The organism is Microcoleus sp. S13_B4 (genome assembly GCF_036700885.1).
Classification (GTDB): Bacteria; Cyanobacteriota; Cyanobacteriia; order Cyanobacteriales; family Microcoleaceae; genus Microcoleus.
This window is the reverse complement of sequence record NZ_JAUBPU010000004.1, coordinates 98,472-121,961: the sequence shown is the minus strand read 5'-3', so window position 1 is coordinate 121,961 and position 23,490 is coordinate 98,472. Positions and strand designations below refer to the sequence as shown.

Sequence of the window (23,490 nt, the reverse complement as noted above, 5' to 3'; positions counted from 1 at the left end):
TTGCATTAGGTTGCGTTGTCAAGTACAATCTATAGGCTTACAATATAAAATTGAGTTAAGCAAATGCAAAAATACGTTTGTACAGTTTGCAATTATGTCTACGATCCCGAAGTAGGCGACCCCGACGGAGGCATAGATCCCGGTACTGCCTTTGAAGATATCCCCGACAATTGGGTTTGTCCCACTTGCGGGGCGAAAAAATCCGATTTTGAACCAGAATAAGCGAGAAATAATTTGTCCGATCGAATGCTCAAAATTACAGTCATAGGTGGCGGTGCTGCTGGTTTTTTTAGTGCAATTACCTGTGCCCAAACCTACCCCCAGGCCCGCGTCACTTTACTAGAAGCTGGCCGGCAACTCCTGGCCAAAGTTCGCATCTCGGGCGGCGGGCGCTGCAACGTTACTCACGCTTGTTTTGATCCCGGTATTTTAGTGCAGAATTACCCCAGAGGTGGAAAAGCTCTGCGCGGTGCTTTTACTCGATTTCAACCGCGCGATACTGTAGAATGGTTTGCAGGTCACGGTGTGAAGTTGAAAACAGAAGAAGACGGGCGAATGTTTCCGACCACAGACGATTCGGGGACTATTGTTAACTGTTTGATCCGCGCTGCTGAGGATGCAGGCGTAAAAATTCGCACGGGCGATGCAGTAGTTTCTGTAAAGAAATTAACAGGAAATACGGCAGAGGGCGAACACGGAGACACCGCCCCTAGTTTTGAAATTGAGTTGAAATCCGGGGAGAAATTGAAGTGCGATCGCATTCTTCTCGCTACAGGCAGCAATCCATCGGGTTATAAGTGGGCAAAAGAGTTAGGTAATACTGTAGAACTGCCCGTTCCTTCTCTATTTACTTTTAATATTTCAGACAGCCGAATTAAAGATTTAGCCGGAATTTCTGTTCCTAATGCTAAGGTGAAATTGCCGGGAGCTAAATTAGAACAAAGCGGGCCTTTGCTAATTACTCACTGGGGTTTAAGCGGGCCTGCTGTACTCAAACTGTCGGCTTGGGGTGCGAGATTTTTGCACGATCGCCATTATAAAACATCTGTGCTGGTTAATTGGCTTCCCCAGTACAATGCGGAAGTTTTGCGGCAGCAACTGCTAGCGGTTAAGTCGCAGTTGTCGCACCGATTGATTGTCTCTAGCTGTCCGTTTCCGGTGCCGCGCCGCCTCTGGGAACGTTTGACAAGTTCGATCGGCATTGATGAGCAAAAACGCTGGGCCGACTTATCTAACAAAACCCTCGATCGCCTCCTGCAAGAACTCGTTCAAGGCGAATATCAGATTGCCGGAAAAGGCGCATTTAAGGAAGAGTTCGTCACCTGCGGGGGTGTCAACCTCAAAGAAGTCGATTTCAAGACAATGGAGAGCCGCCACTGTCCCGGACTTTTCTTTGCTGGCGAAATCTTAGATATCGACGGCGTGACGGGCGGTTTCAACTTCCAAAGTGCTTGGACTACGGCGTGGTTGGCCGGGAACGCGATCGGCCACTGAACTCGATGTAGACTTGCCAGTATTAAATTTTGTGTTATTTTTAAATTAAGGCGCACCAAATGTGCGTCCAATTCGGCTTGCAGACAAAATTTGCAGTTTTGCGAAGTTAACATCGGGTGAGATACATGAAAAACTTGAATCTAAAAACCCTAAAGTTCGATCGCAACCTTGACAGCCATCTTGACTCACCTTTCATCGAAAAAAATGGCTTGGTGGAACTCAACCCCAAATTTATCACTCCCGAATTTTTAACAGCCTGGACGTTTGAAACACACCTGTACGACGAACAAGTTGCGATCGACCACTTTGTCATCACATTTCCCAGCCGAACCGAACTCGAAAACTACGCCGCATCTTTCCGCCCCTTCGGTGCCAAAATTGTCGAAGGCCCAGACTTGTTCCCAATTAACTTTTGTTCGCAAAATATCAAGATTCCCTCCGATTTGTGGCTGTATTTAATGACCTTATTAATGCCAGCGGGTGGCTTAGTAGTATTAGATGCGCCCCACGCAGCCGGCGACCAAGCAGACCGCTTCCAGCAAGAAAGAGGATTAACAGCAGTTCACCACGTCGCGATCCGAGTTGAAAACTTGCAGAATGCTGCTAAAATATGGCAAAATAAAAACTTTAAACCGCTATCAGAGCCTCCTCTAGACTCCGGCTCATTAACCCAGTGGTTTCTGCAAAACCCCGCCGGACAAATCATCGAATTAATCAAACGCCACCCCGGAAATAACGCAACTTTCGACTGCCAAAATATCGCAGGTTTGCGCCTTAGTGAAATCGCAGTTGAGTAGGGCAGGCAAGATGCCTGCCCCACAATTAGCAATTACCCATTATTACAAAATAAAATATATGGTTGCATTAAAAATCCCCAAAGTCACTTTTCAACCGCCCACATTCAACTCACTTGAAGAAGAACGCCGTCACCGCAAACAACGTTTAGCCGCCGCATTCCGATTATTTGCCCGCTTCGGATTCAGCGAAGGAGTGGCCGGACATATCACCGTCCGCGACCCCGAACACCTCGACCATTTCTGGGTCAATTCTTTTGGAATGCACTTTGGTTTAATTCGAGTCAGTGACCTAATTTTAGTCAACCACAAAGGCGAAGTTGTTGAAGGAAATAAACCCGTAAACGAAGCAGCATTTGCCATTCATTCCCAAGTGCACAGCGCCCGCCCCGACGTAATTGCAGCAGCCCACGCTCATTCTCCCTACGGCAAAAGTTGGTCGAGTTTGGGCCGCCTGCTTGACCCGCTGACGCAAGATGCTTGTTCTTTTTATGAAGACCAAGCTTTATTTGACGATTACACCGGAGTTGTTTTGGAAATCGAAGAAGCTAAACGCATCGCCAAAACTTTAGGTGAGAAAAAAGCCGTTATCTTACAAAATCACGGACTGTTAACAGTAGGTCAAACAGTAGATGAAGCAGCTTGGTGGTTTATTGCAATGGAACGTTCTTGTCAAGCGCAGTTAATGGCCGAAGCAGCGGGAAAACCAATTCTCATCAAGCCAGAATGTGCGCGTTTAACACAGCAGCAAGTAGGGTCTCACCGCATGGGATGGTTTAGCTTTCAACCGCTTTATGACATGATTGTGCGCCGAGAACCTGACTTATTAGATTAGGAACTAGGCGGTTGAAACCGCTACTACACAAACACAGTCCGCCTGCGGCGAATCAAGAATGAAGGGGGTATTAAAGCCGGATTTAGTATCAGAAGTGCAAAATTTATAAATTTATGCTGACACGGATTCCAGCCAAGCTATCAAATCCTCTTGACTGGTAAAATCTAACAAAATCTCTCCTAAATCCTCTAATTGTTCGAGAGATAACTGCCGAATGCGAGTTTTAGTTTCTGGTGAGATTTCGCCAGTGCGCCGCGCGACTTGACGCAAGATTAATGCTGTTTGCCCCTCAATAAGGCCTTCTTGGCGACCTTCTTGCATCCCCTTAATAATAGCACCGCGCTGGTCTTCCAAAAACATTTCCCGCTTTTCCAGTTCCTCTAATTCCTTAAGGGTTAAATTAGTTCTGCTGGCAATGGAAAAAGCTGTTTGAATTTCGGGCATTGATGCAAATTTTTCTGGAATTTCCTCGAAGAGGGGAGCATTTTTGATAAAATAAATCCAGCTTTGAATTAGGTTTTCGACTTGTTCCAGTTCTTTGTTAAACTTAGGAAGTTCGACAAACACTAATTCGATTTCTCTGTTATAATACTCGAAGTTTTCTTCTAGTTCTTTAAAGACAAAATGGGTGAGACACTTTTCGGTATTTTCAAATAGAATAAAATCGGTAATTGTTAAAGCAATCAGAGGATTTAATTTAGAGTATCCTTCCCTGGGTCTGAGTTGAGTTGCGTAGGTTTTGGCGGCATTGTACACTACCCGTTTAGTAAAAGCTTCTACATTTATTACCTGCATTTCGATAATCACAGTTTTGTTGCCTGTAATTTTGGCTTTAACATCCAGGTAAGTGTCTTTTAATCCAGTAACGCTCGGCGCGGCGTAAGGATCAATAATTTCTAAGTCTTCAATGGTTGGCTGTGCGTCATAGAGCATAGCATTGAGGAAGCTAATCAAAATGTCTTTGCTCTGGGGCGAACCAAAAATTTTTTTGAAACCAAAATCTGTTTTAGCACTGATGAAAGGCATAATTAGTAATGGGTAATTAGTAATGGGGGCGTTTAAATCACAAAAGTCCTTCCATTTCTAAGTCTTCAATTATCTGCAATCCGCGCGGGTCGCCCACTCGCAATAGCGAAGATTTAGCATCTTCCCGCACGCCCATATCTTCATCTTCTTCTAAAGCTTCAATCAAACCATCGATCGCCCCACCGTAGACTATATTATTCGGCAATTCGCGGGCCAGTTGCCCGATCGCCCAAGCGCAGTTGCTCCGCACAGCAGATACAGAATCTCCCCGCAGCGTTTGAATCAACGGCGGAATCGCAGCAATCACCACATAGTAACCAACTTTTGCCATTTGACCCAGAGAACTCGCTGCCCACAAACGCACCGCCGAAATATCTGTTTTCAGAGCATCAATTAAAGATGGCAAAGCGCGGTGGTCGCTGCAATTTCCCAGGGCCCAAACTACCCCTTTGCGAACGTAACCGTTCCAGTCGGAGTTAAGCTGAAGAATCAGCGGTTCCACAGCATCGGGACTCGGATTTCGCCCCAACGCATAAGCCGCGCTTACCCGCACCAAGGGGCAACCGTCTCTCAACAAATTAATTAAATGCGAAATTGCTCGATCGTCCTGCAGTTCACAAAAAGCCCGCGCCGCAATCATCCGGTGCTGAGGTTCCGGGGATTCCAGCAAAGGCAGCATTTCCTCGGGATCTGGCAGCGGGGGTTGGGATTCGTCAAATTGATCCAAAGGGCTTTCCAGTTCCGTGTCAGTATCAAGGGCGTTGGAGTAGTCGTTATTGTTCATAAAAAAACTTTACCGTACTGAGGATGCTCCTGAGCAACTCAGACAACGGTCAACAGCAACTAGGATAATACCAATAAAAGTATTCCGAACGAGGAGTGAATTCCTCATGTGGTTCATAGTGAGGACTTCACTCCTCCATAAAGTTCGTAGTCAAGACTTAAGTCCCCATAAAGTCACGAAGTTTTCAGCTTCTTTCTGTACCAAAACTCTTCGTCCTTACTACAAACATTACCTTTTATGTTTTAAAGAGACTTGAGCATCGAGACGGAATGACTTTGATAGCCTAATTTTTGATAGAGATTCACCGCCGGCTGATTGCTCAGAAATACTTGCAAACCAATTTGCCGATCGCCCCTTTCGCGCGCCCAATTTTCAGCATGAATAACTAAAGCTGCACCCATCCCCAGACGGCGATGTTCCGGTGCTACGTACAGCAAAAAAATGTGAGCATACCGTTCTCCGGTGGTTTGGTCTATCGCATTTCCCAACCATAAACATCCCACAACCGATGTCAGATTTTGGATTTGAGATTGGGGATTGAGATACTGCGAGGGAAGCACCGGCAAAATTTCTGCCTCTTCCTGGCTGTTTTTCTGGCACTCTACCCACCAAACCGGCGTCTGGTTAGAAAAATACTGCTCGACCGTTTGAGCCAAATGTCCCAATTCCCGATCGGGGTAAAGCTCTTGGTATGTCCGGTGCATAAACTTTACCAGTTTTGCTCGATCGAGTCCCGATCCTGAGCGCAGCCAGTAACCCGGTATTAGTTGAGCAGACATCAGCTCAGCGGACACGGAGAGCGGCATAATTTAGCCCCAAGAAAATTGGATTCACTACTGCCGCTTGCTTTTGGGGGATCGCTTCCTCAATCGGTGCCGGGGCAGCCATGTCAGCCGGCAAAAAGATGCGAGCGCTGACTGCTACCAGAGCCAGGAAAAATACTAATATCGCTATTAATGGAGCAATGTATTGACGAATGATTGCCATAACCGCAAAAACTTGATTGTTGAGTTGATATTATCAAGTGTACCATAAAAGCTTGTCAGCTATAATGGTTGATTGGACACTTAGCTCAAGCTTGAGCGATCGCAAATACCAACAAACACAAAATATAATATTATGAGTGCCTCGCCTGCTGTTTATGAAGCTCTGGCTAAGTCAATTGTTTTTTTGAATCAAAAACCGAACGCACAAAATGAAGTTTCGCGTTTCCTAGATACTAATGGCTACTATATCGATCGCATATTCGACGACCCAGAAACAAACTTTTATGCGATCGGGTTCGGTTCACTCGATCCCCAAAAACCGCCAGCCCTCGTATTTAAAGGTACAGATTTCATCGACGGCGACGCTATATTTTCCGACTCCCGAGACATTGGTTTACCTGAATTTGAAAAGAACAAAGATAATATCAAAAATTGGCTGACAGAAATAGGTCAAAATACTGCTAAAAATCCCAGCAAATTATTGCCCGATGTCATCGGGCACAGTTGGGGCGGAGCCGTCGCTCAACTTGTAGCAACCGAATACACATCTCTGACCGGAGATATCTTTACTTTCAACTCTCCGGGAGTCTCAGCGAGTACATTCAACACTTTTCGGAAAAATCTCAGCAGGGCAGGCAACAAAAATGTCACTCACTACATTGTCAGCGGAGATTTCGTCAGCTTGTTTGGGGAAGCATTTATTCCGGGTAAAGTATTTATCCAAAGTTTTACAGATCCGAGTATTAATCCCTTAACTGTTTTGGCAAAACATCGAACTGAAAATTTGTTAACTACTCCGCCCGTGGGTTTTTTGCAGAGACAAATTTCCGTAGAACAATTAAACAGTCCCGAATTTATTTATAACAACGATTCAGATTTTAACGAGTTTATCGCTGCGATGAATTTGGCCTTGCCCAATGTGTCAGTAGCCATCAGAACCAGAGGCGGTGCAGAGAGTGTGAGAACAGCACCCGAATTTTCTTTCGTGCAGTTAATCAGACAAATGCAATATGGTTTAGCTCCCTTACAACCCAATTATTTATCAGGGGACGATCGCAACAATACTGCTACCGGCGGCCCGGGAGAGGATACAGTTATCGGCAACCGCGGTAACGATACTCTCAGAGGCAATCGAGGTAATGACAGCATCATCGGTGGTGAGGGCGACGACTTCTTGTACGGCGGCAGAGATAACGATTATTTGGACGGTGGCGACGGAAATGATTTGATTTCCGGCGAGTTTGGCAACGATTTTTTAATGGGTGGCGCGGGGCGCGATCGCTTTGTATTGGAATCAGGTGGCGGCGCCGATGTGATTGTAGATTTTCAAGATAGTCAAGATTTAATTACACTGTCGCGGGGTCTAACTTTTCCTCAAATTAGAGTAACCCAAGGTGCTGACGGAGCTTTAATTACTATCCCGATTACTGGTGAAATTCTTGCTAGTCTCAGAGGCGTAATGGCAAGCGATATTACGCGGGTAGATTTTGTATAGCTTTAGGGCGAGAAAAATTTGTAGTTGTGGGGGCGCGAAACCGGGGTGGGTTTGGTAGCAACATTGTTTTTATTCACAAAAAATTTCTGCTAAATCAGCCCCTACAAAGGAACGAAATATGAGCAATTAATATGGTTAATAACCGGAGTTTACAGTAAAATTAATTAAGTAGCTTAAACACTAATTCCCAATCTAACGACAGGAAATAAAAAAATATGCCCTCCTCCCCCGCCGCTTACGAAACTATAGCTAAGCAAATTGTTTACATAGATAACAACCCCCAGTCTCAAACCTTAGTTCAAACAGGTTTGACGGCTGCTGGCTACCAAATCGATCGCACCTTTGACGATCCCGGAACTGGATTTCACGCGATCGGCTTAATTTCCACCACCCCAGACAAACCCCCTGTTTTGGTATTTCGTGGCACTGACTCGCCCACAGACGATCTTGCCAACGCAGACAAGCGCGGCGTCGGTTTCAACCAATTTGAAGCCAACAAACAAGCATTAGGAAATTGGCTGACACAAATCGGTCAAGACACAGCAAAAAACCCTCGTCGCTTGCCCCCAGACCTTCTCGGACACAGCTTGGGCGGTGCTTTAACGCAGTTAGCCGCAACAGAATTCACATCTGCGATCGGAGATGTTGTCACCTTCAATTCTCCCGGAGTTAGTCAGAGTACAGTCAATACATTTAAGCAGAAAGTCGGCGCCGGAAAAAATGTAACTCACTACATAGTTAGCGGCGATTTTGTTAGTTTGGGAGGAGAAGCTTTCCTACCGGGAAAAGTAGTTCTTCAAACATTTACTAACCCGATTATCAACCCGCTACTTGTCCTGGACAAGCACGGCCAAAGCGGTTTGTTAACATCTCCACCGCCCGGCTTGACTCAGGCAGAAATCTCTGTAGACCAGTTGAACCGCTCTGGTTTCACTTTTACAGATTCAGATTATTTAGAACTGTTAGCTGGCTTAGACTTTGCATTGCCAGAATTTGGAGATGCGCTGCAATCGCGCAGCACAGTAGAGCAATTGAGAACCACTCCCGGAAAAGGCTTTTTTGGAAATTTTAGGGCAATTCAAACTGCTCTCGATCTATCCCAAATTAATAGTTTAGTCGGCGACGATGCCAACAATACAGCATCAGGTTTGGCAGGGGACGATATTATCACTGGCAATGGGGGAAACGACACTCTCAACGGCAACAAAGGCAACGATATTATCAGCGCTGGCATCGGCAACGACCTGGTATTAGGTGGCAAAGGGGATGACTATTTGAACGGTGGAGAAGGAGACGATACGCTCATTGGCGGAGGGGGTGCGGATCTCTTAATTGGTGGCGCTGGACGCGACGTATTGGTGTTAGGATCTGGTGCCGGTACAGATACACTTGTAGACTTTCAAAAGGGTCAAGATTTAATCGGTTTGAGCGGAGGTTTGACCTTCAACCAAGTGAGAGTTACTGAAGGAGATTTTTCAACGACGATTGAACTAGCCCGTAATGGCGAAGTTCTTGCCAGTATTCCTGGCATTCTAAGTAGTCGGCTAACAGCCACTGATTTTATTGCGATTTAGTTGGGCGTTGGCAATAGAGATATTTCGTAGGGACATAACAATGTTGTGTCCTTATTTTATTTTAGGAAAACAAACACGCACAATTTATACTCTTCCATGATTAAAAACATCAATATTCCTCCAAGGGCGGGTTCACCGAAATCTCGAAAAAAAAGTGCAGACATGGGTAAACCCGCCCCGCCCGGACCTGATAATTATAGCGACCGGACTTGATATTAATCGAAATCGTCCAGTCCAGGTCTGGGCATGGATGCTAATTTTTTCTCATCTTCTAGTGGCAAAAAGAAAATGGTCATCATACCGGGAATCACAGCCAGCGCGCTCATCAAAAAATAATTTTGATAGCCGAGATTGGCCTGCAAGTAGCCACTAAAAACGCCAGGAATCAGCACTCCGGCGGCCATGAAGGCGGTTGTAATCGCGTAGTGGGATGCTTCGTATTCAGGGCGGACAGTCCGCATCAAGAACACTGTATAGGCAGCTACGCCAAGTCCGTAAGTAAATTGCTCGATCGAGTTTACAGCATAAGCCCATTCAATCCCCGGTTGATTGATTGCCAACAGCCAATACAGCACGTTAGTTGAATTTTGCAGAATTGCCGTCGGCCACATCCATTTTTTCAACCCTTGTTTTGCAATCAAATAGCCGCCCAGCAACCCTCCAATTAACAGAAACATTACCCCGATGGTACCGGATAACAGACCCATGTCCGATGTAGAAACTGCTAATCCTCCTTTCTCCACTTTATCCATTAAAAATGGCGGAGCCATTTTAAACGTCAAGGCATCGCCTAACCTAAAAATTAAGACATAAGTAACAATCCAACCAATTTTATCTTGCTGAAAATAAGTTTTAAAGGCTTCGATAAAGCTTGTTGTTTGTTGGGGGGCGCCGGATTCCAGAGCGTAATTTCTAGGATAGGGAAGATACCACCGCTGAAAGAGATATATCAGCACAAATATAATCGCACAAATACCAAAGGCTGTCGCCCATCCGTAGTTAAGCGCAGACACGCTAAAATCCGAACCGAAAAGTGACAGCGGAATGTTTTGATATGTTTTGGTGTCGCCTGTATTTCCGGTGACTAAATGCTGTTCTGCCAGTTTGCCGGCTAAGAACACCAATAAACCGCTACCCGCAATGACAGCACCTCTATAAGCCGTGTTGCGAACCCCGACAAACAAGGCTTGCTGGTCTTTATTGAGAGTGTTTAAATAAAATCCGTCAATGGCGATGTCGTGAGTAGCTGACACAAAGGCGATCGCCGTAAAGATCACAAGCGATATAATAATCGGTGCGGGCGTTAATACGCCAAAAGCTAGGAAAGCAAACAGAAAAGCACAAATGATTTCGGTTGCTAAAATCCATTTGCGTTTGGTGGAATACAAATCAACAACTGGCCCCCACAAACCTTTTAATACCCAGGGAAAAGACAAAAGACTTGTCAATCCGATGAGCTCGTTGCTGGTTCCCATACCTTTCAAAAAAATCACCGACATTAAATTAACGACGGTGTAAGGGAGACCTTGAGCGAAGTATAATACTGATACCCACAATCCAGCGTTATGCTTTTTTTCCATTGCAGAGATATTTTACCTACTTACTTATTTGATTTACTGAGTGCGATCGACAATTCCGGTCAATTCAATCCATGGCATCACAGTATATGCCATTCCGATGCCAGCGGCTGCCATATAAATAGTGCATTTTAGCATCATTCAGAGTCAAAACTATTTTTGTTTTTTGAATAAGCCTGCAAAAGATTTTCTCCGTTAAAATGAACGAGGTAAGCGCGAACATTCTTGTCCCAGTCAGAAGTCTCATAAGTTCGCAGCAGTTCTAAAGCACTTTCTTCTATCTGATATGCAGTTTTTGGACTATTCACCGGACGTTCGGGACTGTCAGGATTAACAACAATTAAACCTGCATCGAGAAACTGATGCACCGTTTGGCGGCGCACAGTTTCCCGCGTATTTGGCGCATAATTTTTACCGTATTGCTGAGCCATAAATTCCATAATTGGTGTGATTCCCCGAAGTGGAGATTTTGCCAATTCCCAAGCATCCTTTGGCTTGAGGTCAAGCAAAGCCAGAAGGGTTAAGGCGGAACGTTCGTTAAGCTGACCTTTTGGAAAACCCAGCGCTGCAAGTATTTCTAGAGATTCATCAATACGGTTCTTGATTGTCATTGGGCTATTTTCTAACGGATTCGGATCGTTAAGCAGTTGTCTCTCCACAAGTTGATCGAGCTCCCGCTGTGTAGGAAATATTTCTCCTATGTGAGCGCCAAGTAAAAGTAATTGCTCTAGATTAGGATACTTCAAATTGCGTAAATCCGTAGCATTAACTTGAGTGTGTCCGTTGAACAGTCGGAAAAACGCATCTACCAAACTCGAATTTAGATAAACGGCCAATCCCCGCGCCAGGGTGAGGTCTAATCCGCGTCCCTGTTGGTGAAAGTAATTCAAATGGTTCTCAAAACCCACGCTAGAGCTATTAATTTTATTGGCATCCCACACAACTGCAACAATTCGCTTTTTCTCTTCCTTTGACGAGAAGCGCTTGCTCAAAACATAATGTTCGTTAGGTACGAGAAGTGCAGCAGTTTTTTCGGTGACCGCTAAAGCTTGATGCTTTCTCGTTGCTGTGGGATATTCAACACCGCCAGCCGAGAAGTGTGCGGGATAAATCAGCGGAACTGTACCGTTTTCAGGTTTTAGTCGCAAGTCAGAGCGAACACGAAAATCTACAACTTTTCCCGTAGAAACTGTTAAGCCTAATTCCTCTAGGGTGCAAGTAAATTGAGCCATTTGCTCGACTACTTTCTGGCTGACAGAATCCGGTAAAATCCGAATAAATTGCTCGGAGTCTTTAGGATTAATTAGGGCGGTATAGGGTAGTTGGTGAGACAAAACCAGGTCGTCGCCCACGCTGCTGCTTGAGGTAATTAGTACAGTATCTGGCTGTTCTATTTGTTTGGTGGCGCGCACAATAATAGTTTCTTGCAGCACCGCATCATCGCGAAATGGCAACTGTCGGGATTCAAAGATGTGTACTTGGCGTAAAGCCATCATTTGAAGGAATACTTTGCGGAAATCTCGAAAGTATAAACCGTTGCAAAAGCTGCGGGGAGTAATCGATACTAATTCACCGTTTGGTTTTAGCAGGTGAGCGGCAGCAACTGTGAAGCCAGCGTAGAGATTGCTGGTTTCTAGTCCTATAGAACGCAGCAAGGTTCGGGCTTGGGATTTAGCGTCTATTTTGGCATAGGGAGGATTGATAATTGCATGGGTAAATTCCCGTTTTACTGGCTGTGTAAATAGATTGGGCTGCAACATCTCGGCGCTGTCTTGAATAAAATCAATTTCGCGAACCTCACAGGTAAAAAATATCCCACAACGCTGACATTCTATACTGCACAATTCTAAGGTTTGCTTGAGGTATTCAATCAAAATAATGTCAATTTCATAAGCTGTAATGTGCAGGCTACGCGGTTTGTTTGGGCGCTGACAAAGCTCGCCAACAACGGCTGCTAACAGGGAACCAATTCCTGCACCGGCATCTAAAAGCGATATATCGGGACAGTTAAATTCAAACATTCCCGCCATCAAACTTGCGACGGAGGAAGGTGTTAAAAATTGTCCCTTTTCTCCTCTCTGGCTTTGCTGCAACTTTCGGGTTGCTTCTTGGCGCCAGCCATCTACTCGATCGAGTAAATTGCTTGCAGTTGAGTAGCTGTTACCCGGAAGGGCTAGCGTTTGAAAGTGCGGTACTATCATTTGTTCAAAAAGTGCGTTAGCGAAACCCTCGAAGAGGATCGCCTGTTCAGTGTATTTTCGCCCAAAATTGCACCGATGTGCGAAAATGTCAAGCGCACTATAAAATATATAACTTATCCAAAAGTATGTTGACTGTTCATATAGCTAGAGCGGGAGGTAGCTAACGATGACACAAACTGAAACCAAGCGTTATGATTTTACTTAAGTATCTAACTGTAAATGATGACAACTATCAACTGGGGTCAAGTTTTAGATAGCATTCCAGAGAATGCCATTGAAGCGATCGTCAACTCTCAATTTGTGTCGGTTCTAATAGAAGCACTTGGATTCACTAAAAATGACCAGTTTCCACAGTTTCCAACAGGTCAGGGTGCTCAGAAAGTAGATTTCGCAGCGCGTAAAAATACTGAGAGTGAGAAGTTTTTGTTCTCTCCTGTCGCTCCCTACTTACTTGTTGAAGGCAAGGGACGGGCAATAGCGACAGGATCTAAAATTAACTTAGCGGAAGGTACTCCCAAATATAACGAGTCTAGGGAACAGATTAAAAGATATCTGCTATCTCCTAACTGCCAAACGGCTCAATGGGGCATTATTACTAATGGCATTCATATCCAGTTATTTCGGAGGCATGGGAAAGTTGTAATTCCAGCAACTGCTTGCACTCTGATTAACAAAAGTAATATTAGTGCCATTGTCCAACATATCAAATCTTTGATTGACAACCCGCCCCAGGCATTGACGGTTTGTATCTATAACAATAAAGGAGGAGTGGGCAAAACGACAACAACGCTCAATTTAGCAGCAATTTTGCGAAAACAGAAAAAGAAGGTTCTAGTAGTTGATTTTGATTCACAAAGAGATTTAACTAGAACTCTTGGGCTAGACGTAGGAACTATTACTTTATCTGACTGTTTGACTGATACAAAAGCAGATGTTAACAAAACAGTGGTTCATTTTACTCACAGTGACAAGCCCGGAAAACTTCTACATTTTTTTGACGTGATTCCATCAAGTGAGGACATGGAAGACTTTACCGATCAGCGTCTAGCTGAATCAAAAATTCAAAAAGGTCCAAAAAGATTGCGAGATATCCTTAAACCTTTTGTTTTTAAATATGATTACATATTGATTGATTGCCCTACCCAATGGTTATTTTTCAGCCAAAGCAGTGTTTATGCCTCTGATGTTGTTCTCATCCCTACCAAGCATAATGGATTAGCCTCACTACACAATGCAGCTAGGGTGATTACGCAGTTTATTCCTGAAATTAAACAAGAAAGAGCAGATGGTGGGCCAATTGCCCTACCCATCTTTTTCAATGGAGAGAAGCTCACAGATCCTGGCCTTCAGACAGCAAATCAGGAAATTGGAAAAATAATTAATCAAGCTAAAAAAGATGGTTTTGATCTGCTACCATATTATTGGCCTAAATCTACAAGTGGAAAAGATATTAAAACTATCTTCAGTATTCCCAGTTATGCTAGTGTGGCTAATGCTGCCTTCTCTCACATTCCCGCTGTCTTTCTCAACAAGATCGCTTTAGAACACTATTCTGGTCTAATTAAGGAGTATTTCTTAGGATGAGTAAGTATGATGACATCGGTAAGCTGATGCACCTGCCATTAGCTGATATTGAACCAGGGGAACCATGCTCTGAATCTGAGTTTATCATCACCGCCGCAGCCGAGGCAGTTCTGCAAGGTGGTGGACACAATTGGATTCCTGTGATTGTTAAAGAAACAGGTGATTATCAATATCAAGTAGTCAGCAATTCCTTTATTTATGCAGTCGCTCAACAAGCTGAACTAGAGCGAGTCTGGTGCATAATCATTGAACCCGAATCTAAAAACATTGAGCAAGCTAAAATTTTGGCAAGGGAAGTAATACCCAAAGTTAACCTTAGCACAGCATCAAGAGATACTATTCTTGCTGCACTTAGATATTTGGTTGCAGAACCAGGAAGTGCATTGAAGGGATTGGATGTCATTGTAGCGACTAATCGCATTTCAGCAGCCGATCGAGAAACCTGGTCAAACTTTAACCCTGTTACCAGCTTAAAATGTTCCATTACTAAGGGTAAAAAGTTAGATGCTTTAGCAAAAGTATTCTATCTCTCGCCGCCTGCTCCACTCGCGCCACCGCCGCCACCGCCTGAAGCAGTTAGCGTGAAACGTGCATCAAGAGATGAAATTTTCGATCGTCTCAATTACTTATACACTAATAAAATAGGAGGCTTTGATAAGATTGATGCCGAAAAAACAGCCGATGCTATCTTCACCGCGAATAAAGGCAAGTGGAAAACCCTCAGTCCAATTTCCAAACTTGAATGCGGCATTGATACAGCCAAAATGAAAATCATTAAAACCGTATTTAGCCTGTAAAACTATGTTAAGTGGTGTAGCGGATTCAATTTACTGGCTCAACCGCTATATTGAAAGATCGGAAAATATCGCCCATTTTGCCGAGGTCACTTTTAATCTCATTCTCGACTCTCCCAGCGGTATTACTCAACTATTTACCGATCTGCCCAATTAATGTACCCTTGTGCGAAAATGTCAAGCGGACGCTCAAACCAAAAGTCCGTAAAGGACTGTTAAACGCTCTCTCACACATTTCTCATGCGAAAGACCAAAACATTCTTTTTGTCAAGCTTGTTCCTGATTGGCTTAACAATTAGTTTTCTGCTGACTCCTGGTTGGTTCTCAAACTGGTTCCCCTCCCGGGCAATCGCAACTATGCCCCCGCAAACCCAAACCGCCGAATTTCGCGCCTTCTGGGTGGACGCCTTCAACCCCGGCTTCAAAACCCCTCAAGAAGTCACAAAATTGATCGCAGACGCGCAGCGGGCAAATGCCAACGCCATCGTCGCCCAAGTCCGCCGCCGTGGCGATGCCTTTTACACGAGTGCGATCGAACCCCGCACCCTCGATCCCAACGTTCCGGCGGGTTTCGATCCACTGCAAGATGTGATTGACAAAGCCCACGCCGCAGGCATTGAAGTATACGCTTGGATGGTGACGCTGCCAGTGGTTTCGGGCAGCAAACTTCCCGCCGGTCACGTTTGGCAACAACACGGGCCTTCGGCCCCGGGCCGCGACAATTGGGCAATGCTGACTTACGGGGGGGAATCACCCGGTTTCCTCGATCCCGGCCATCCAGACGCCGTAGATTATACTGTTTCCGTCTATTTGGACTTGCTCAAGCGCTACGATGTGGACGGTGTACAGTTGGATTATGTGCGCTACGGTGGGCCGACTTGGGGCTACAATCCGACTGCGATCGCCCGTTTCAATCAGCAAACAGGTCGATCGGGCAAACCCGCACCCACCGATCCCGTGTGGATGCAGTGGCGGCGCGATCAGGTGACAAATTTAGTGCGGAAGCTTTATGTAGAAAGCCTTGCAATCAAACCGCGTGTTAAAATTACCGCCGCCACGATCGCCTGGGGCGACGGCCCGAAAAACGATGCAGGATGGTATCAAACCCAGCCTTACAAAGAAGTATTGCAAGATTGGCGCGCTTGGCTGGAAGAAGGGATCTTAGACATGGCGATGCCGATGACTTACCAGCGCGAGTACAAACCATCGCAAAAACTCGCTTATGACCACTGGATCGAGTTCGCCAAAGACCACCAGTACAACCGCCAAATTGCGATCGGCCCCGGCAATTACCTCAACTACATCGAAGACACTCTAGGCCAGATCCGTCGCGCCGAACAGCCGTCTGCGAAAGGAAATCACGTCGCAGGTACGGTCCTCTATTCCTACGCTAGCAGCAACGTGTACACGAATGTGGAACTGCGATCGGGCGGTAGCGGTGATTTGCCCCGTCAGCCTTGGAAATACGTTCCTCAAAGCAACGATTTGTTTTACACCGCGCTTTCGCAGCCGAGTCAATACGTTGATGCTGCGACGGGCAAAACTTATGAAACTCAGCCTGTGTGGGCGACAGCAGCAGCGGTTCCCGATATGCCTTGGAAGTCGCGGCCGACTACAGGTGCGATCGCCGGAAATTTGCAGCGGTGCGATCGAACTTGCGACGGTGCAAGCTTGACATTGCAGTCGATCGATGCTGCTGGCAAGGTGCGTCAACTGCGCGCGGATGGTAAAGGATGGTTTGGGGCGATCGAGCTTTCTCCGGGAACTTATCAGTTGAAAGTTGACGGAAGTCAAATTCAACAAACTGTTAATGTTCTCGCAGGTGAAGTCACAAAAGTGAATTTCGGAGCCTCTTAATATCTTTTTAGGGTGCGCCGAGGTGCGTTATTGCGATCGACTTACAGCGTATCCCGGGTTTATAGAACCCATTTAGGATCTTTTTGTGGTCTCACAATCCTTTGAGGTATCTAGGTTGTATCTGGTTTGATGCCTGTTAGCTTAAAGTCCTGACTCTGGTATTAAATCCTCTGGTAAAATGCTCCCCTCAAAACCATATAGTTCGCTCAAGAAGACACCAAATGGGTTCTATAAAGTTTCTAAGATTTCTGACTTAGGGAATCTTACTTTTGCGAGTGAAGCATACTTATCTGCTTCAGAGCGATAGCCAGCCGCACAAGCTACGACGGTAGTAAAGCCTTTTGCAGAAAGACCCAACAGGCGATCGTAATTGACAGGTTCAATTCCTTCCATTGGACAGGTGTCAACACCAAGCAATGCAGCACTGGTCATAAAGTTGCCCAGTGCAATATAAGTTTGGCGGGTTGACCAGTCATTGATATTAAAACTGCGGCCACCATCAACCAAGTCACTGACGATTAGACTCCGATATCCTGCCATTGCCTCTACAGTCCCGCCCCGCAGCTCGACAGTGCGAGCTATAAAGCGATCGACATCCTCGGCAGTGAGATTCTTTTTAATCGCGAACACCACATAATGAGAGCAATCAGTAACCTGTGACTGATTCCAGGAGAGGGGCTTGAGCTGTTCTTTAAGTTCCGAGCTGGTAATAATCAGAAATTTCCAAGGTTGAAGCCCATAAGAAGATGGTGTTAACACTAACGCATCTTCTAAAGCTGTCCAGATTTCTGGAGCTATTGTTTTGGCTGGATCGAACTGTTTGGTGGCATATCGCCATTTGAGATTTTCGAGTAAGTCTGTCGTAGTAATGTGATTCATTTCTTTTACTTAAGAGATTGCAATTAATCATGGTTGAAACGGATAATTACAGGCTGGTTGCAAATAATCCTGCTTCAAATGAAATGATAACGGAAGCCGTCTGCAAGAAGTAGCGAGCAGGTCGATTTGATCCCCCGACAGACTAATTTTTAGCTAATTCCTAATCGCTTTCCAGAATGCTTGCCAGCAAAGCTTGCTGAGCGTGCATCCGATTTTCTGCCTGAGCCCAAACGCGCGATTGACTGCCCTCAATCACGTCATCCGTAATCTCTTCATCCCGGTGTGCGGGCAAACAGTGCAATACAATTGCATTCTTATCTGCTAACTTCAGCAATTGTTTATTTACCTGATAGGGTTCAAACAAAGGAATCCTGATTTTTGCTTCCTCTTCCTGTCCCATACTCGCCCAAACATCAGTATAAATTACTTGAGCATTCTTCACTGCAGCTTCTGCGTCCGCCGTCACAGTAACTTCTGTTTTTCCATTAGCAATATTCTTAGCTTTTTCCACTATCTCAGCATTCGGCTGGAAATCTTGAGGGCAAGCAATTCTTACATTCATTCCCGTCATTGCACAGCCCAACATCAGCGAATTTGCCATGTTGTTACCGTCGCCTAAATAAGTCAGCGTCAATCCTTCTAGCTTGCCAAAACACTCTTTAACTGTCATTAAATCCGCCAGCACTTGACATGGATGTTCGTCATCTGTCAGTGCATTAATTACAGGAATTTTCGCATAGTTGGCAAAAGTTACTAAATCCTTTTGCTCGAAAGTCCGAATCGCCAAAATGTCTAAATATCTGTCTAAAACCCGGGCTGTATCTACCAAAGGTTCACCGCGGCTGACTTGTGTAACGTTGGGATTGAGGTCAATCACTTGCCCTCCCAATTTATACATTGCCACCGTAAAACTTACCCGCGTTCGCGTTGAAGCTTTGGAAAATAACAAACCGAGAACTTTATTGCGTTTCAGCTTGACCATTCCCGATTTTAAACTAGCTGCTAGATCCAGCAAATAATTTAATTCGTCAATGCTTAAATCTGCCAGACTTAATAAATCTCGCCCTTTTAAGGAATCCATGCTTTCCCCCACACACAAATTTTTAACTGTGTCTTAAATCTTAGCCCGCAGAGGTGAATTTTGTTTCTGTAATCCCTAGTTGACATCTGCGGGTAAGGTTTATGCGGGCAATTGCTCGATCGCGCGATCGATCGAATCGCAACCTTGTTCAACCGTTTCTACCACAGCCAACACGCCCCGCAATTCCCCAGCGCCGGGGAAACCCTTAGCATACCAGGTTAAGTGCTTGCGCGCTTGGCAAACACCGCTTTCACCTTTATATTCCCACAAAGCCCGCAAATGTTCCTTAGCACATTCGAGACGTTCAATTGGTGTCGGAGCTATCTTTTCCACACCAGTTTTCAAGAAATAATCAACTTCTCCAACCAAAAAAGGATAGCCCAAAGTTCCCCGCGAACACATCACTCCATCGGCGCCGGTTTCTTCCAGACATCGCATCGCTGCTTCCACTGAAAAAATATCCCCGTTAGCAATAACTGGAATCGATAAAACTTCTTTCACACGGCGAATCCACTCCCATTTTGCTGGACCGGTGTAACCTTGCGATCGAGTGCGGCCGTGTACGGTAATCATTTTTGCTCCCGCATCTTCCATCCGCTTCGCAAATTCCAAAATATTAATTTCTTTGTCCGTCCAACCAATCCTAGTTTTAACCGTGACAGGAACATCTACCGCTTCCACAACAGCCCGCACAATTGCCTCGGCCGTTTCCGGATCTCGCAGCAGGGAAGAACCGCCGCCGTTTTTAGTAATTTTGTTAACCGGACAGCCCATATTAATATCAACTGTATCCGCTCCTTCTGCCACTGCTTTCTGCGCCGCTTCTGCCAAGAAATCCGGCCGGCAGTCAAACAATTGAATGCTAATCGGTCGTTCGTTCGGGTCAACTTCCATAATTCTCGGCAGTTGCTTCACGTAGTGCAAACCCGTAGCGTTCACCATTTCCGTGTACATCATCGAATCCGGCGCGTAGCGGCGCACTAGGCGGCGAAATACCAAATCGGTAACGCCGGATAAGGGCGATTGCAGGACGCGGCTTTTAACTTCAAAATCGCCGATTTTGAGCGGAGTTGCTAACCTTTCTTTTAATTCTGGAGATAGAGCAAGCATAGTCGATCGCACTTTAATTCTAATATCTGTATATTATTATACTACACTTCAGATAGTTGACCGTTGTTAAATATACTTTTAGCCGATTATTGAGTGACAGCTAAAAGTATATTTAACCTGAGCGCAATGCCTATTTTACCGAGTCCGATCGCCCGAATTTGAATATTGTGAAACCAGGACTCAAACGCCAACACCGACTACACTTAAATCTCTGTGCCTCTTCGATCTCTCTATGGGCTGTGACCATTAATGAGGTATCTACCTACTAAGAGTGTTGCGCCAGTCCTATTTTTCTTGTTTAATTATGCCGAATGCTCTGGCTGCCTTCGGCTCCGGCTGCCTTCAGACGACTAATGCTTAAATTTATTGGGATTCTGCAAAAGCCGTACATCAGATCGTTTTAAACTACAATTGGTGGATTCCTGACGACGCCAATCGAACATTAAAAAAATTGTAGAGAATTCCTATGGACGCCGCAGCACTCTGGCAACGCTATCAAGACTGGCTTTACTATCACGAGGGATTGGGACTTTACCTCGATATCAGCCGCATGGGATTCGACGACGCTTTCGCAGCAGCACTGAAGCCCAAATTTGACAAAGCTTTCAAAGACATGGCAGCTTTGGAAGCAGGTGCGATCGCCAATCCCGACGAAAACCGCATGGTGGGCCACTACTGGTTGCGAAACCCCGATTTAGCTCCCACTCCAGAATTAAAACAAGAAATAGTCGAAGGCATAGCACAAGTCGAAACATTTGTCAAAAAAGTTCAAAACCGCGATATTAAACCGCCCTTTGCTCCGCAATTTACCGACATAATTTCGATCGGCATCGGTGGTTCCGCGTTGGGTCCCCAATTTGTCTCCGAAGCTTTATCCCCAGACATTCCGCCCCTAGCAATTCATTTTATCGACAACACAGATCCCGCTGGGATCGATCGCATCCTTAACAAAATCAAAGACAAACTCGCCAGCACCCTAGTAATTACTATCTCCAAATCCGGCGGCACCCCCGAACCCCGCAACGGGATGATCGAAGTTCAAAAAGCCTTCGCCGCCCAAAAACTCGACTTCGCCAAACAGGCAGTTGCGATCACTGGAACAGACAGCAAACTAGACAACTTAGCCAAATCCGAAGGCTGGATTAGCAGCTTCCCGATGGCCGACTGGGTGGGAGGGCGCACTTCGGAACTCTCAGCAGTAGGGCTTTTGCCAGCAGCTTTGCAAGGCATCGACATTCTGGCGATGCTCGACGGCGCTAAAGTGATGGACGAAGCTACCAGAATTCCCGACGTTAAAAACAATCCCGCCGCCCTGTTAGCCATGAGTTGGTATTTTGCCTGCAACGGACGGGGCGAAAAAGATATGGTAGTTTTGCCGTATAAAGATTCACTACTATTGTTCAGTCGCTACTTGCAGCAATTAGTCATGGAATCGATCGGCAAACAGGAAGATTTAGACGGCAACACAGTTCATCAAGGAATCGCAGTTTACGGCAACAAAGGTAGCACCGACCAACACGCCTACGTCCAGCAACTGCGAGACGGCGTGCCGAATTTCTTCCTAACATTTATCGAAGTTTTGCAAGACAGGCAAGGCATTTCCCCAGAAGTAGAAACAGGCGTCACTTCGGGAGATTATTTGTCGGGTTTGTTGCAGGGAACTCGACAAGCTTTGTACGAAAATCACCGAGATTCCATTACTGTCACAATTCCCCAAGTCAACCCTCGGACAGTAGGAGCATTAATCGCCCTCTACGAAAGAGCCGTAGGTTTTTACGGTTCCTTGGTGAATGTCAATGCCTATCACCAACCAGGGGTTGAAGCAGGCAAAAAAGCAGCCGCTGCTGTATTGGACTTGCAGCAACGGGTACTGCAAGTGCTCAAAGACGCCCAAAAACCTCTTTCTGTAGCAGAAATAGCCAAAAAAGCAGGAAAACCCGAGCAAATCGAGACAATTTACAAAACTCTGCGGCATTTGGCAGCCAACGGGCGCGGCGTAGCTTTGGAGGGAAAATTAGGGCAACCCGCTACTTTAACTGCCAGTTATCAAGAAAATTAAACAGTAGAATTAAAAATTAAAAGTGACTCATTTCACTTTTAATTTTTAATGTTTAATTTTAACTTTCCCCCCATGCCCTTAACGATTCTGGTTGCTGACGACGATTTCGCGACTCGCTTGTCAATTACCGATTATCTGGAAATTACCGGATACTCTGTAATCGCTGCTGAGAACGGCAAAGAAGCTTTAGGCTTGGTAGATGAATTTCAGCCCCACTTGATTGTTACCGACATTACAATGCCGGAGATGGATGGCTACGAATTCGTGCGGCGAGTTCGGACTCGTCCCGCTTTCCGCTTGCTGCCAGTGATTTTTTTGACGGAACGCACGAGCACGCAGGAACGGATTCGCGGCTATCAGATGGGGTGCGACAATTATCTGGCTAAGCCTTTTGAACTCCAGGAATTGGGGGCGGTTATTCGCTCTTTGCTCGATCGCTACGCTCTAATCGCTCAGGCCCCCTCTCGTTCCCCGGAACCCGAGCCAACGCCAACAGAGGCACGCAGCAGAGCCAATGGCAAGCCTGAAGCGGATTTTTTTACTCAAAAGTCAGAAACGGACGATCGCCCCTCTCCCAGCCAAAATGCTCCGAGTTTGACTCAGCGAGAGCGAGAAGTGCTAGATTTGCTGACAGAAGGTCTTTCTAATATTCAAATAGGCGATCGGCTCCACCTCAGCCCCCGAACCGTCGAAAAGCACGTCAGCAGCTTGTTCAGAAAAACACAAAGTAACAACCGTGCAGAACTCGTTCGCTTTGCGATGGAACACCATTTAGTCGGTAATTGGTAATTGTTAATTGGTAATTGTTAATTTTTCCTGATTTATAACGTACTCCAACAAACCCTGGGAAGCGTCCAGCAGCAAATCAATTACTCGATCGAATCCCTCGGGACCGCCGTAGTAAGGGTCGGGCACTTCTTTAAGGTCGTATTTCTGGCAAAAATCGCACATCAACCGCACTTTATTTTTATATTTTCCCGCATTATCGAGGGCAATAATATTCCGATAATTCTCCCTATCCATCGCCAGAATCAAATCAAAATTCTCAAAATCTTTCCTTTGAAATTGGCGGGCTTCGCCTAATAATTCAATGTCTCGCTTCCTCGCCGCCAATGCCATCCGCCTGTCAGGGGGACTGCCAATGTGATAGCTAGCAGTTCCGGCAGAATCGCAGGTGATGCGATCGCTCAAACCAGCTTGTTCAATTAAGTGATTCATAATATTTTCTGCTGAGGGCGATCGGCAGATGTTTCCGAGGCAGACAAACAATAACTTATAAGACATTTAATTGATAATTAGTAATTAGTAATTTTTCATGGAAAAGAAGAAAGAAAATTTTTCCTTTCCCCTTTTTCCCAAA

22 protein-coding genes are annotated in these 23,490 nt (G+C 45.5%); 12 read left to right on the top strand and 10 right to left on the bottom strand.

The genetic code is table 11. From position 1 onward, the window contains the following. The first annotated feature begins 63 nt into the window (after positions 1-63). From rd to QT994_RS04385, 4 genes are all read left to right on the top strand, one after another. Positions 64-222 (top strand): rubredoxin, encoded by a 159-nt coding sequence (gene rd / locus QT994_RS04400; protein ID WP_333172091.1) that lies wholly within the window; start codon positions 64-66, stop codon positions 220-222. Between the two features lie 24 nt (positions 223-246). Beyond that, the gene (locus QT994_RS04395) at positions 247-1,494 is read left to right on the top strand and encodes an NAD(P)/FAD-dependent oxidoreductase (RefSeq protein WP_333172089.1); all 1,248 of its coding nucleotides are present in this window, start codon (positions 247-249) and stop codon (positions 1,492-1,494) included. Between the two features lie 125 nt (positions 1,495-1,619). Continuing rightward, positions 1,620-2,291 carry a hypothetical protein gene (locus QT994_RS04390; protein WP_333172087.1) on the top strand — a complete coding sequence of 224 codons (672 nt, stop codon included), beginning with the start codon at positions 1,620-1,622 and terminating at the stop codon, positions 2,289-2,291. Positions 2,292-2,349: 58 nt separating this feature from the next. Beyond that, positions 2,350-3,123 carry a class II aldolase/adducin family protein gene (locus QT994_RS04385; protein ID WP_333172085.1) on the top strand — a complete coding sequence of 258 codons (774 nt, stop codon included), beginning with the start codon at positions 2,350-2,352 and terminating at the stop codon, positions 3,121-3,123. Between the two features lie 111 nt (positions 3,124-3,234). Here QT994_RS04385 and QT994_RS04380 read toward each other — a convergent pair whose 3' ends face one another. The 4 genes from QT994_RS04380 to QT994_RS04365 form a co-directional block, all read right to left on the bottom strand. Then, entirely contained in the window at positions 3,235-4,149 is a 915-nt protein-coding gene (locus QT994_RS04380; RefSeq protein WP_333172083.1) for an Rpn family recombination-promoting nuclease/putative transposase, read from the bottom strand. Positions 4,150-4,186: 37 nt separating this feature from the next. Further along, complete coding sequence (locus QT994_RS04375; RefSeq protein WP_333044994.1) at positions 4,187-4,933, bottom strand: HEAT repeat domain-containing protein; 747 nt, start codon at positions 4,931-4,933, stop codon at positions 4,187-4,189. A 242-nt stretch (positions 4,934-5,175) separates the two neighbouring features. Next, positions 5,176-5,712 (bottom strand): GNAT family N-acetyltransferase, encoded by a 537-nt coding sequence (locus tag QT994_RS04370; protein WP_333172081.1) that lies wholly within the window; start codon positions 5,710-5,712, stop codon positions 5,176-5,178. A gap of 4 nt (positions 5,713-5,716) precedes the next feature. Further along, a complete protein-coding gene (locus tag QT994_RS04365; protein ID WP_333044997.1) occupies positions 5,717-5,920 on the bottom strand; it encodes a hypothetical protein in 204 nt (67 codons plus the stop codon). Positions 5,921-6,052: 132 nt separating this feature from the next. Here QT994_RS04365 and QT994_RS04360 point away from each other — a divergent pair, with 132 nt between their 5' ends. Further along, positions 6,053-7,414: a calcium-binding protein gene (locus tag QT994_RS04360; RefSeq protein WP_333172080.1), complete on the top strand. Its 1,362-nt coding sequence runs from the start codon at positions 6,053-6,055 to the stop codon at positions 7,412-7,414. Between the two features lie 215 nt (positions 7,415-7,629). Beyond that, the gene (locus QT994_RS04355; protein WP_333172078.1) at positions 7,630-8,988 is read left to right on the top strand and encodes a calcium-binding protein; all 1,359 of its coding nucleotides are present in this window, start codon (positions 7,630-7,632) and stop codon (positions 8,986-8,988) included. A gap of 215 nt (positions 8,989-9,203) precedes the next feature. On the opposite strand, the gene QT994_RS04350 is transcribed toward QT994_RS04355, so the two are convergent. Continuing rightward, positions 9,204-10,568, bottom strand: a complete 1,365-nt coding sequence (locus QT994_RS04350) for an MFS transporter (protein ID WP_333172077.1) — start codon at positions 10,566-10,568, stop codon at positions 9,204-9,206. A gap of 134 nt (positions 10,569-10,702) precedes the next feature. Further along, positions 10,703-12,766, bottom strand: coding sequence for an Eco57I restriction-modification methylase domain-containing protein (locus tag QT994_RS04345; RefSeq protein WP_333172075.1), 2,064 nt, complete (start codon positions 12,764-12,766; stop codon positions 10,703-10,705). Between the two features lie 219 nt (positions 12,767-12,985). Between QT994_RS04345 and QT994_RS04340 the strand changes: the two genes are divergently transcribed. The 4 genes from QT994_RS04340 to QT994_RS04325 all read left to right on the top strand — a co-directional run bounded on the left by QT994_RS04340 (position 12,986) and on the right by QT994_RS04325 (position 17,001). Beyond that, positions 12,986-14,350, top strand: a complete 1,365-nt coding sequence (locus tag QT994_RS04340; RefSeq protein ID WP_333045005.1) for an AAA family ATPase — start codon at positions 12,986-12,988, stop codon at positions 14,348-14,350. Beyond that, a complete protein-coding gene (locus QT994_RS04335; RefSeq protein WP_333045006.1) occupies positions 14,347-15,147 on the top strand; it encodes a hypothetical protein in 801 nt (266 codons plus the stop codon). The genes QT994_RS04340 and QT994_RS04335 overlap by 4 nt, the downstream gene beginning before the upstream one ends. 4 nt (positions 15,148-15,151) lie before the next feature. Then, positions 15,152-15,301, top strand: coding sequence for an alpha-E domain-containing protein (locus tag QT994_RS04330; protein ID WP_445243867.1), 150 nt, complete (start codon positions 15,152-15,154; stop codon positions 15,299-15,301). Between the two features lie 200 nt (positions 15,302-15,501). Continuing rightward, positions 15,502-17,001, top strand: a complete 1,500-nt coding sequence (locus QT994_RS04325; RefSeq protein WP_333172073.1) for a family 10 glycosylhydrolase — start codon at positions 15,502-15,504, stop codon at positions 16,999-17,001. A 228-nt stretch (positions 17,002-17,229) separates the two neighbouring features. Here QT994_RS04325 and QT994_RS04320 read toward each other — a convergent pair whose 3' ends face one another. From QT994_RS04320 to dusB, 3 genes are all read right to left on the bottom strand, one after another. After that, entirely contained in the window at positions 17,230-17,880 is a 651-nt protein-coding gene (locus QT994_RS04320; protein WP_333172071.1) for an NAD(P)H-dependent oxidoreductase, read from the bottom strand. A gap of 160 nt (positions 17,881-18,040) precedes the next feature. Further along, entirely contained in the window at positions 18,041-18,961 is a 921-nt protein-coding gene (gene argF, locus QT994_RS04315; RefSeq protein ID WP_333172069.1) for an ornithine carbamoyltransferase, read from the bottom strand. A gap of 99 nt (positions 18,962-19,060) precedes the next feature. Continuing rightward, positions 19,061-20,071 carry a tRNA dihydrouridine synthase DusB gene (gene dusB, locus QT994_RS04310; RefSeq protein ID WP_242724764.1) on the bottom strand — a complete coding sequence of 337 codons (1,011 nt, stop codon included), beginning with the start codon at positions 20,069-20,071 and terminating at the stop codon, positions 19,061-19,063. A gap of 466 nt (positions 20,072-20,537) precedes the next feature. On the opposite strand from dusB, the gene QT994_RS04305 reads away from it, so the two are divergent. Both QT994_RS04305 and QT994_RS04300 read left to right on the top strand, forming a co-directional pair. Further along, positions 20,538-22,130 carry a glucose-6-phosphate isomerase gene (locus QT994_RS04305; protein WP_333172066.1) on the top strand — a complete coding sequence of 531 codons (1,593 nt, stop codon included), beginning with the start codon at positions 20,538-20,540 and terminating at the stop codon, positions 22,128-22,130. 72 nt (positions 22,131-22,202) lie between these two features. Continuing rightward, positions 22,203-22,919, top strand: a complete 717-nt coding sequence (locus QT994_RS04300; RefSeq protein ID WP_333172064.1) for a response regulator transcription factor — start codon at positions 22,203-22,205, stop codon at positions 22,917-22,919. A gap of 3 nt (positions 22,920-22,922) precedes the next feature. Here QT994_RS04300 and QT994_RS04295 read toward each other — a convergent pair whose 3' ends face one another. Next, complete coding sequence (locus QT994_RS04295; protein WP_333172061.1) at positions 22,923-23,414, bottom strand: low molecular weight protein-tyrosine-phosphatase; 492 nt, start codon at positions 23,412-23,414, stop codon at positions 22,923-22,925. Positions 23,415-23,490 lie beyond the last annotated feature (76 nt).

Excerpts from the sequence above, each read along its gene's own strand:
- rd (WP_333172091.1), top strand. The coding sequence starts at position 64 with ATGCAAAAATACGTTTGTACAGTTTGCAATTATGTCTACGATCCCGAA.
- QT994_RS04395 (WP_333172089.1), top strand. The coding sequence starts at position 247 with ATGCTCAAAATTACAGTCATAGGTGGCGGTGCTGCTGGTTTTTTTAGT.
- QT994_RS04390 (WP_333172087.1), top strand. The coding sequence starts at position 1,620 with ATGAAAAACTTGAATCTAAAAACCCTAAAGTTCGATCGCAACCTTGAC.
- QT994_RS04385 (WP_333172085.1), top strand. The coding sequence starts at position 2,350 with ATGGTTGCATTAAAAATCCCCAAAGTCACTTTTCAACCGCCCACATTC.
- QT994_RS04380 (WP_333172083.1), bottom strand. The coding sequence starts at position 4,149 with ATGCCTTTCATCAGTGCTAAAACAGATTTTGGTTTCAAAAAAATTTTT.
- QT994_RS04375 (WP_333044994.1), bottom strand. The coding sequence starts at position 4,933 with ATGAACAATAACGACTACTCCAACGCCCTTGATACTGACACGGAACTG.
- QT994_RS04370 (WP_333172081.1), bottom strand. The coding sequence starts at position 5,712 with ATGTCTGCTCAACTAATACCGGGTTACTGGCTGCGCTCAGGATCGGGA.
- QT994_RS04365 (WP_333044997.1), bottom strand. The coding sequence starts at position 5,920 with ATGGCAATCATTCGTCAATACATTGCTCCATTAATAGCGATATTAGTA.
- QT994_RS04360 (WP_333172080.1), top strand. The coding sequence starts at position 6,053 with ATGAGTGCCTCGCCTGCTGTTTATGAAGCTCTGGCTAAGTCAATTGTT.
- QT994_RS04355 (WP_333172078.1), top strand. The coding sequence starts at position 7,630 with ATGCCCTCCTCCCCCGCCGCTTACGAAACTATAGCTAAGCAAATTGTT.
- QT994_RS04350 (WP_333172077.1), bottom strand. The coding sequence starts at position 10,568 with ATGGAAAAAAAGCATAACGCTGGATTGTGGGTATCAGTATTATACTTC.
- QT994_RS04345 (WP_333172075.1), bottom strand. The coding sequence starts at position 12,766 with ATGATAGTACCGCACTTTCAAACGCTAGCCCTTCCGGGTAACAGCTAC.
- QT994_RS04340 (WP_333045005.1), top strand. The coding sequence starts at position 12,986 with ATGATGACAACTATCAACTGGGGTCAAGTTTTAGATAGCATTCCAGAG.
- QT994_RS04335 (WP_333045006.1), top strand. The coding sequence starts at position 14,347 with ATGAGTAAGTATGATGACATCGGTAAGCTGATGCACCTGCCATTAGCT.
- QT994_RS04330 (WP_445243867.1), top strand. The coding sequence starts at position 15,152 with ATGTTAAGTGGTGTAGCGGATTCAATTTACTGGCTCAACCGCTATATT.
- QT994_RS04325 (WP_333172073.1), top strand. The coding sequence starts at position 15,502 with ATGCCCCCGCAAACCCAAACCGCCGAATTTCGCGCCTTCTGGGTGGAC.
- QT994_RS04320 (WP_333172071.1), bottom strand. The coding sequence starts at position 17,880 with ATGAATCACATTACTACGACAGACTTACTCGAAAATCTCAAATGGCGA.
- argF (WP_333172069.1), bottom strand. The coding sequence starts at position 18,961 with ATGGATTCCTTAAAAGGGCGAGATTTATTAAGTCTGGCAGATTTAAGC.
- dusB (WP_242724764.1), bottom strand. The coding sequence starts at position 20,071 with ATGCTTGCTCTATCTCCAGAATTAAAAGAAAGGTTAGCAACTCCGCTC.
- QT994_RS04305 (WP_333172066.1), top strand. The coding sequence starts at position 20,538 with ATGGACGCCGCAGCACTCTGGCAACGCTATCAAGACTGGCTTTACTAT.
- QT994_RS04300 (WP_333172064.1), top strand. The coding sequence starts at position 22,203 with ATGCCCTTAACGATTCTGGTTGCTGACGACGATTTCGCGACTCGCTTG.
- QT994_RS04295 (WP_333172061.1), bottom strand. The coding sequence starts at position 23,414 with ATGTCTTATAAGTTATTGTTTGTCTGCCTCGGAAACATCTGCCGATCG.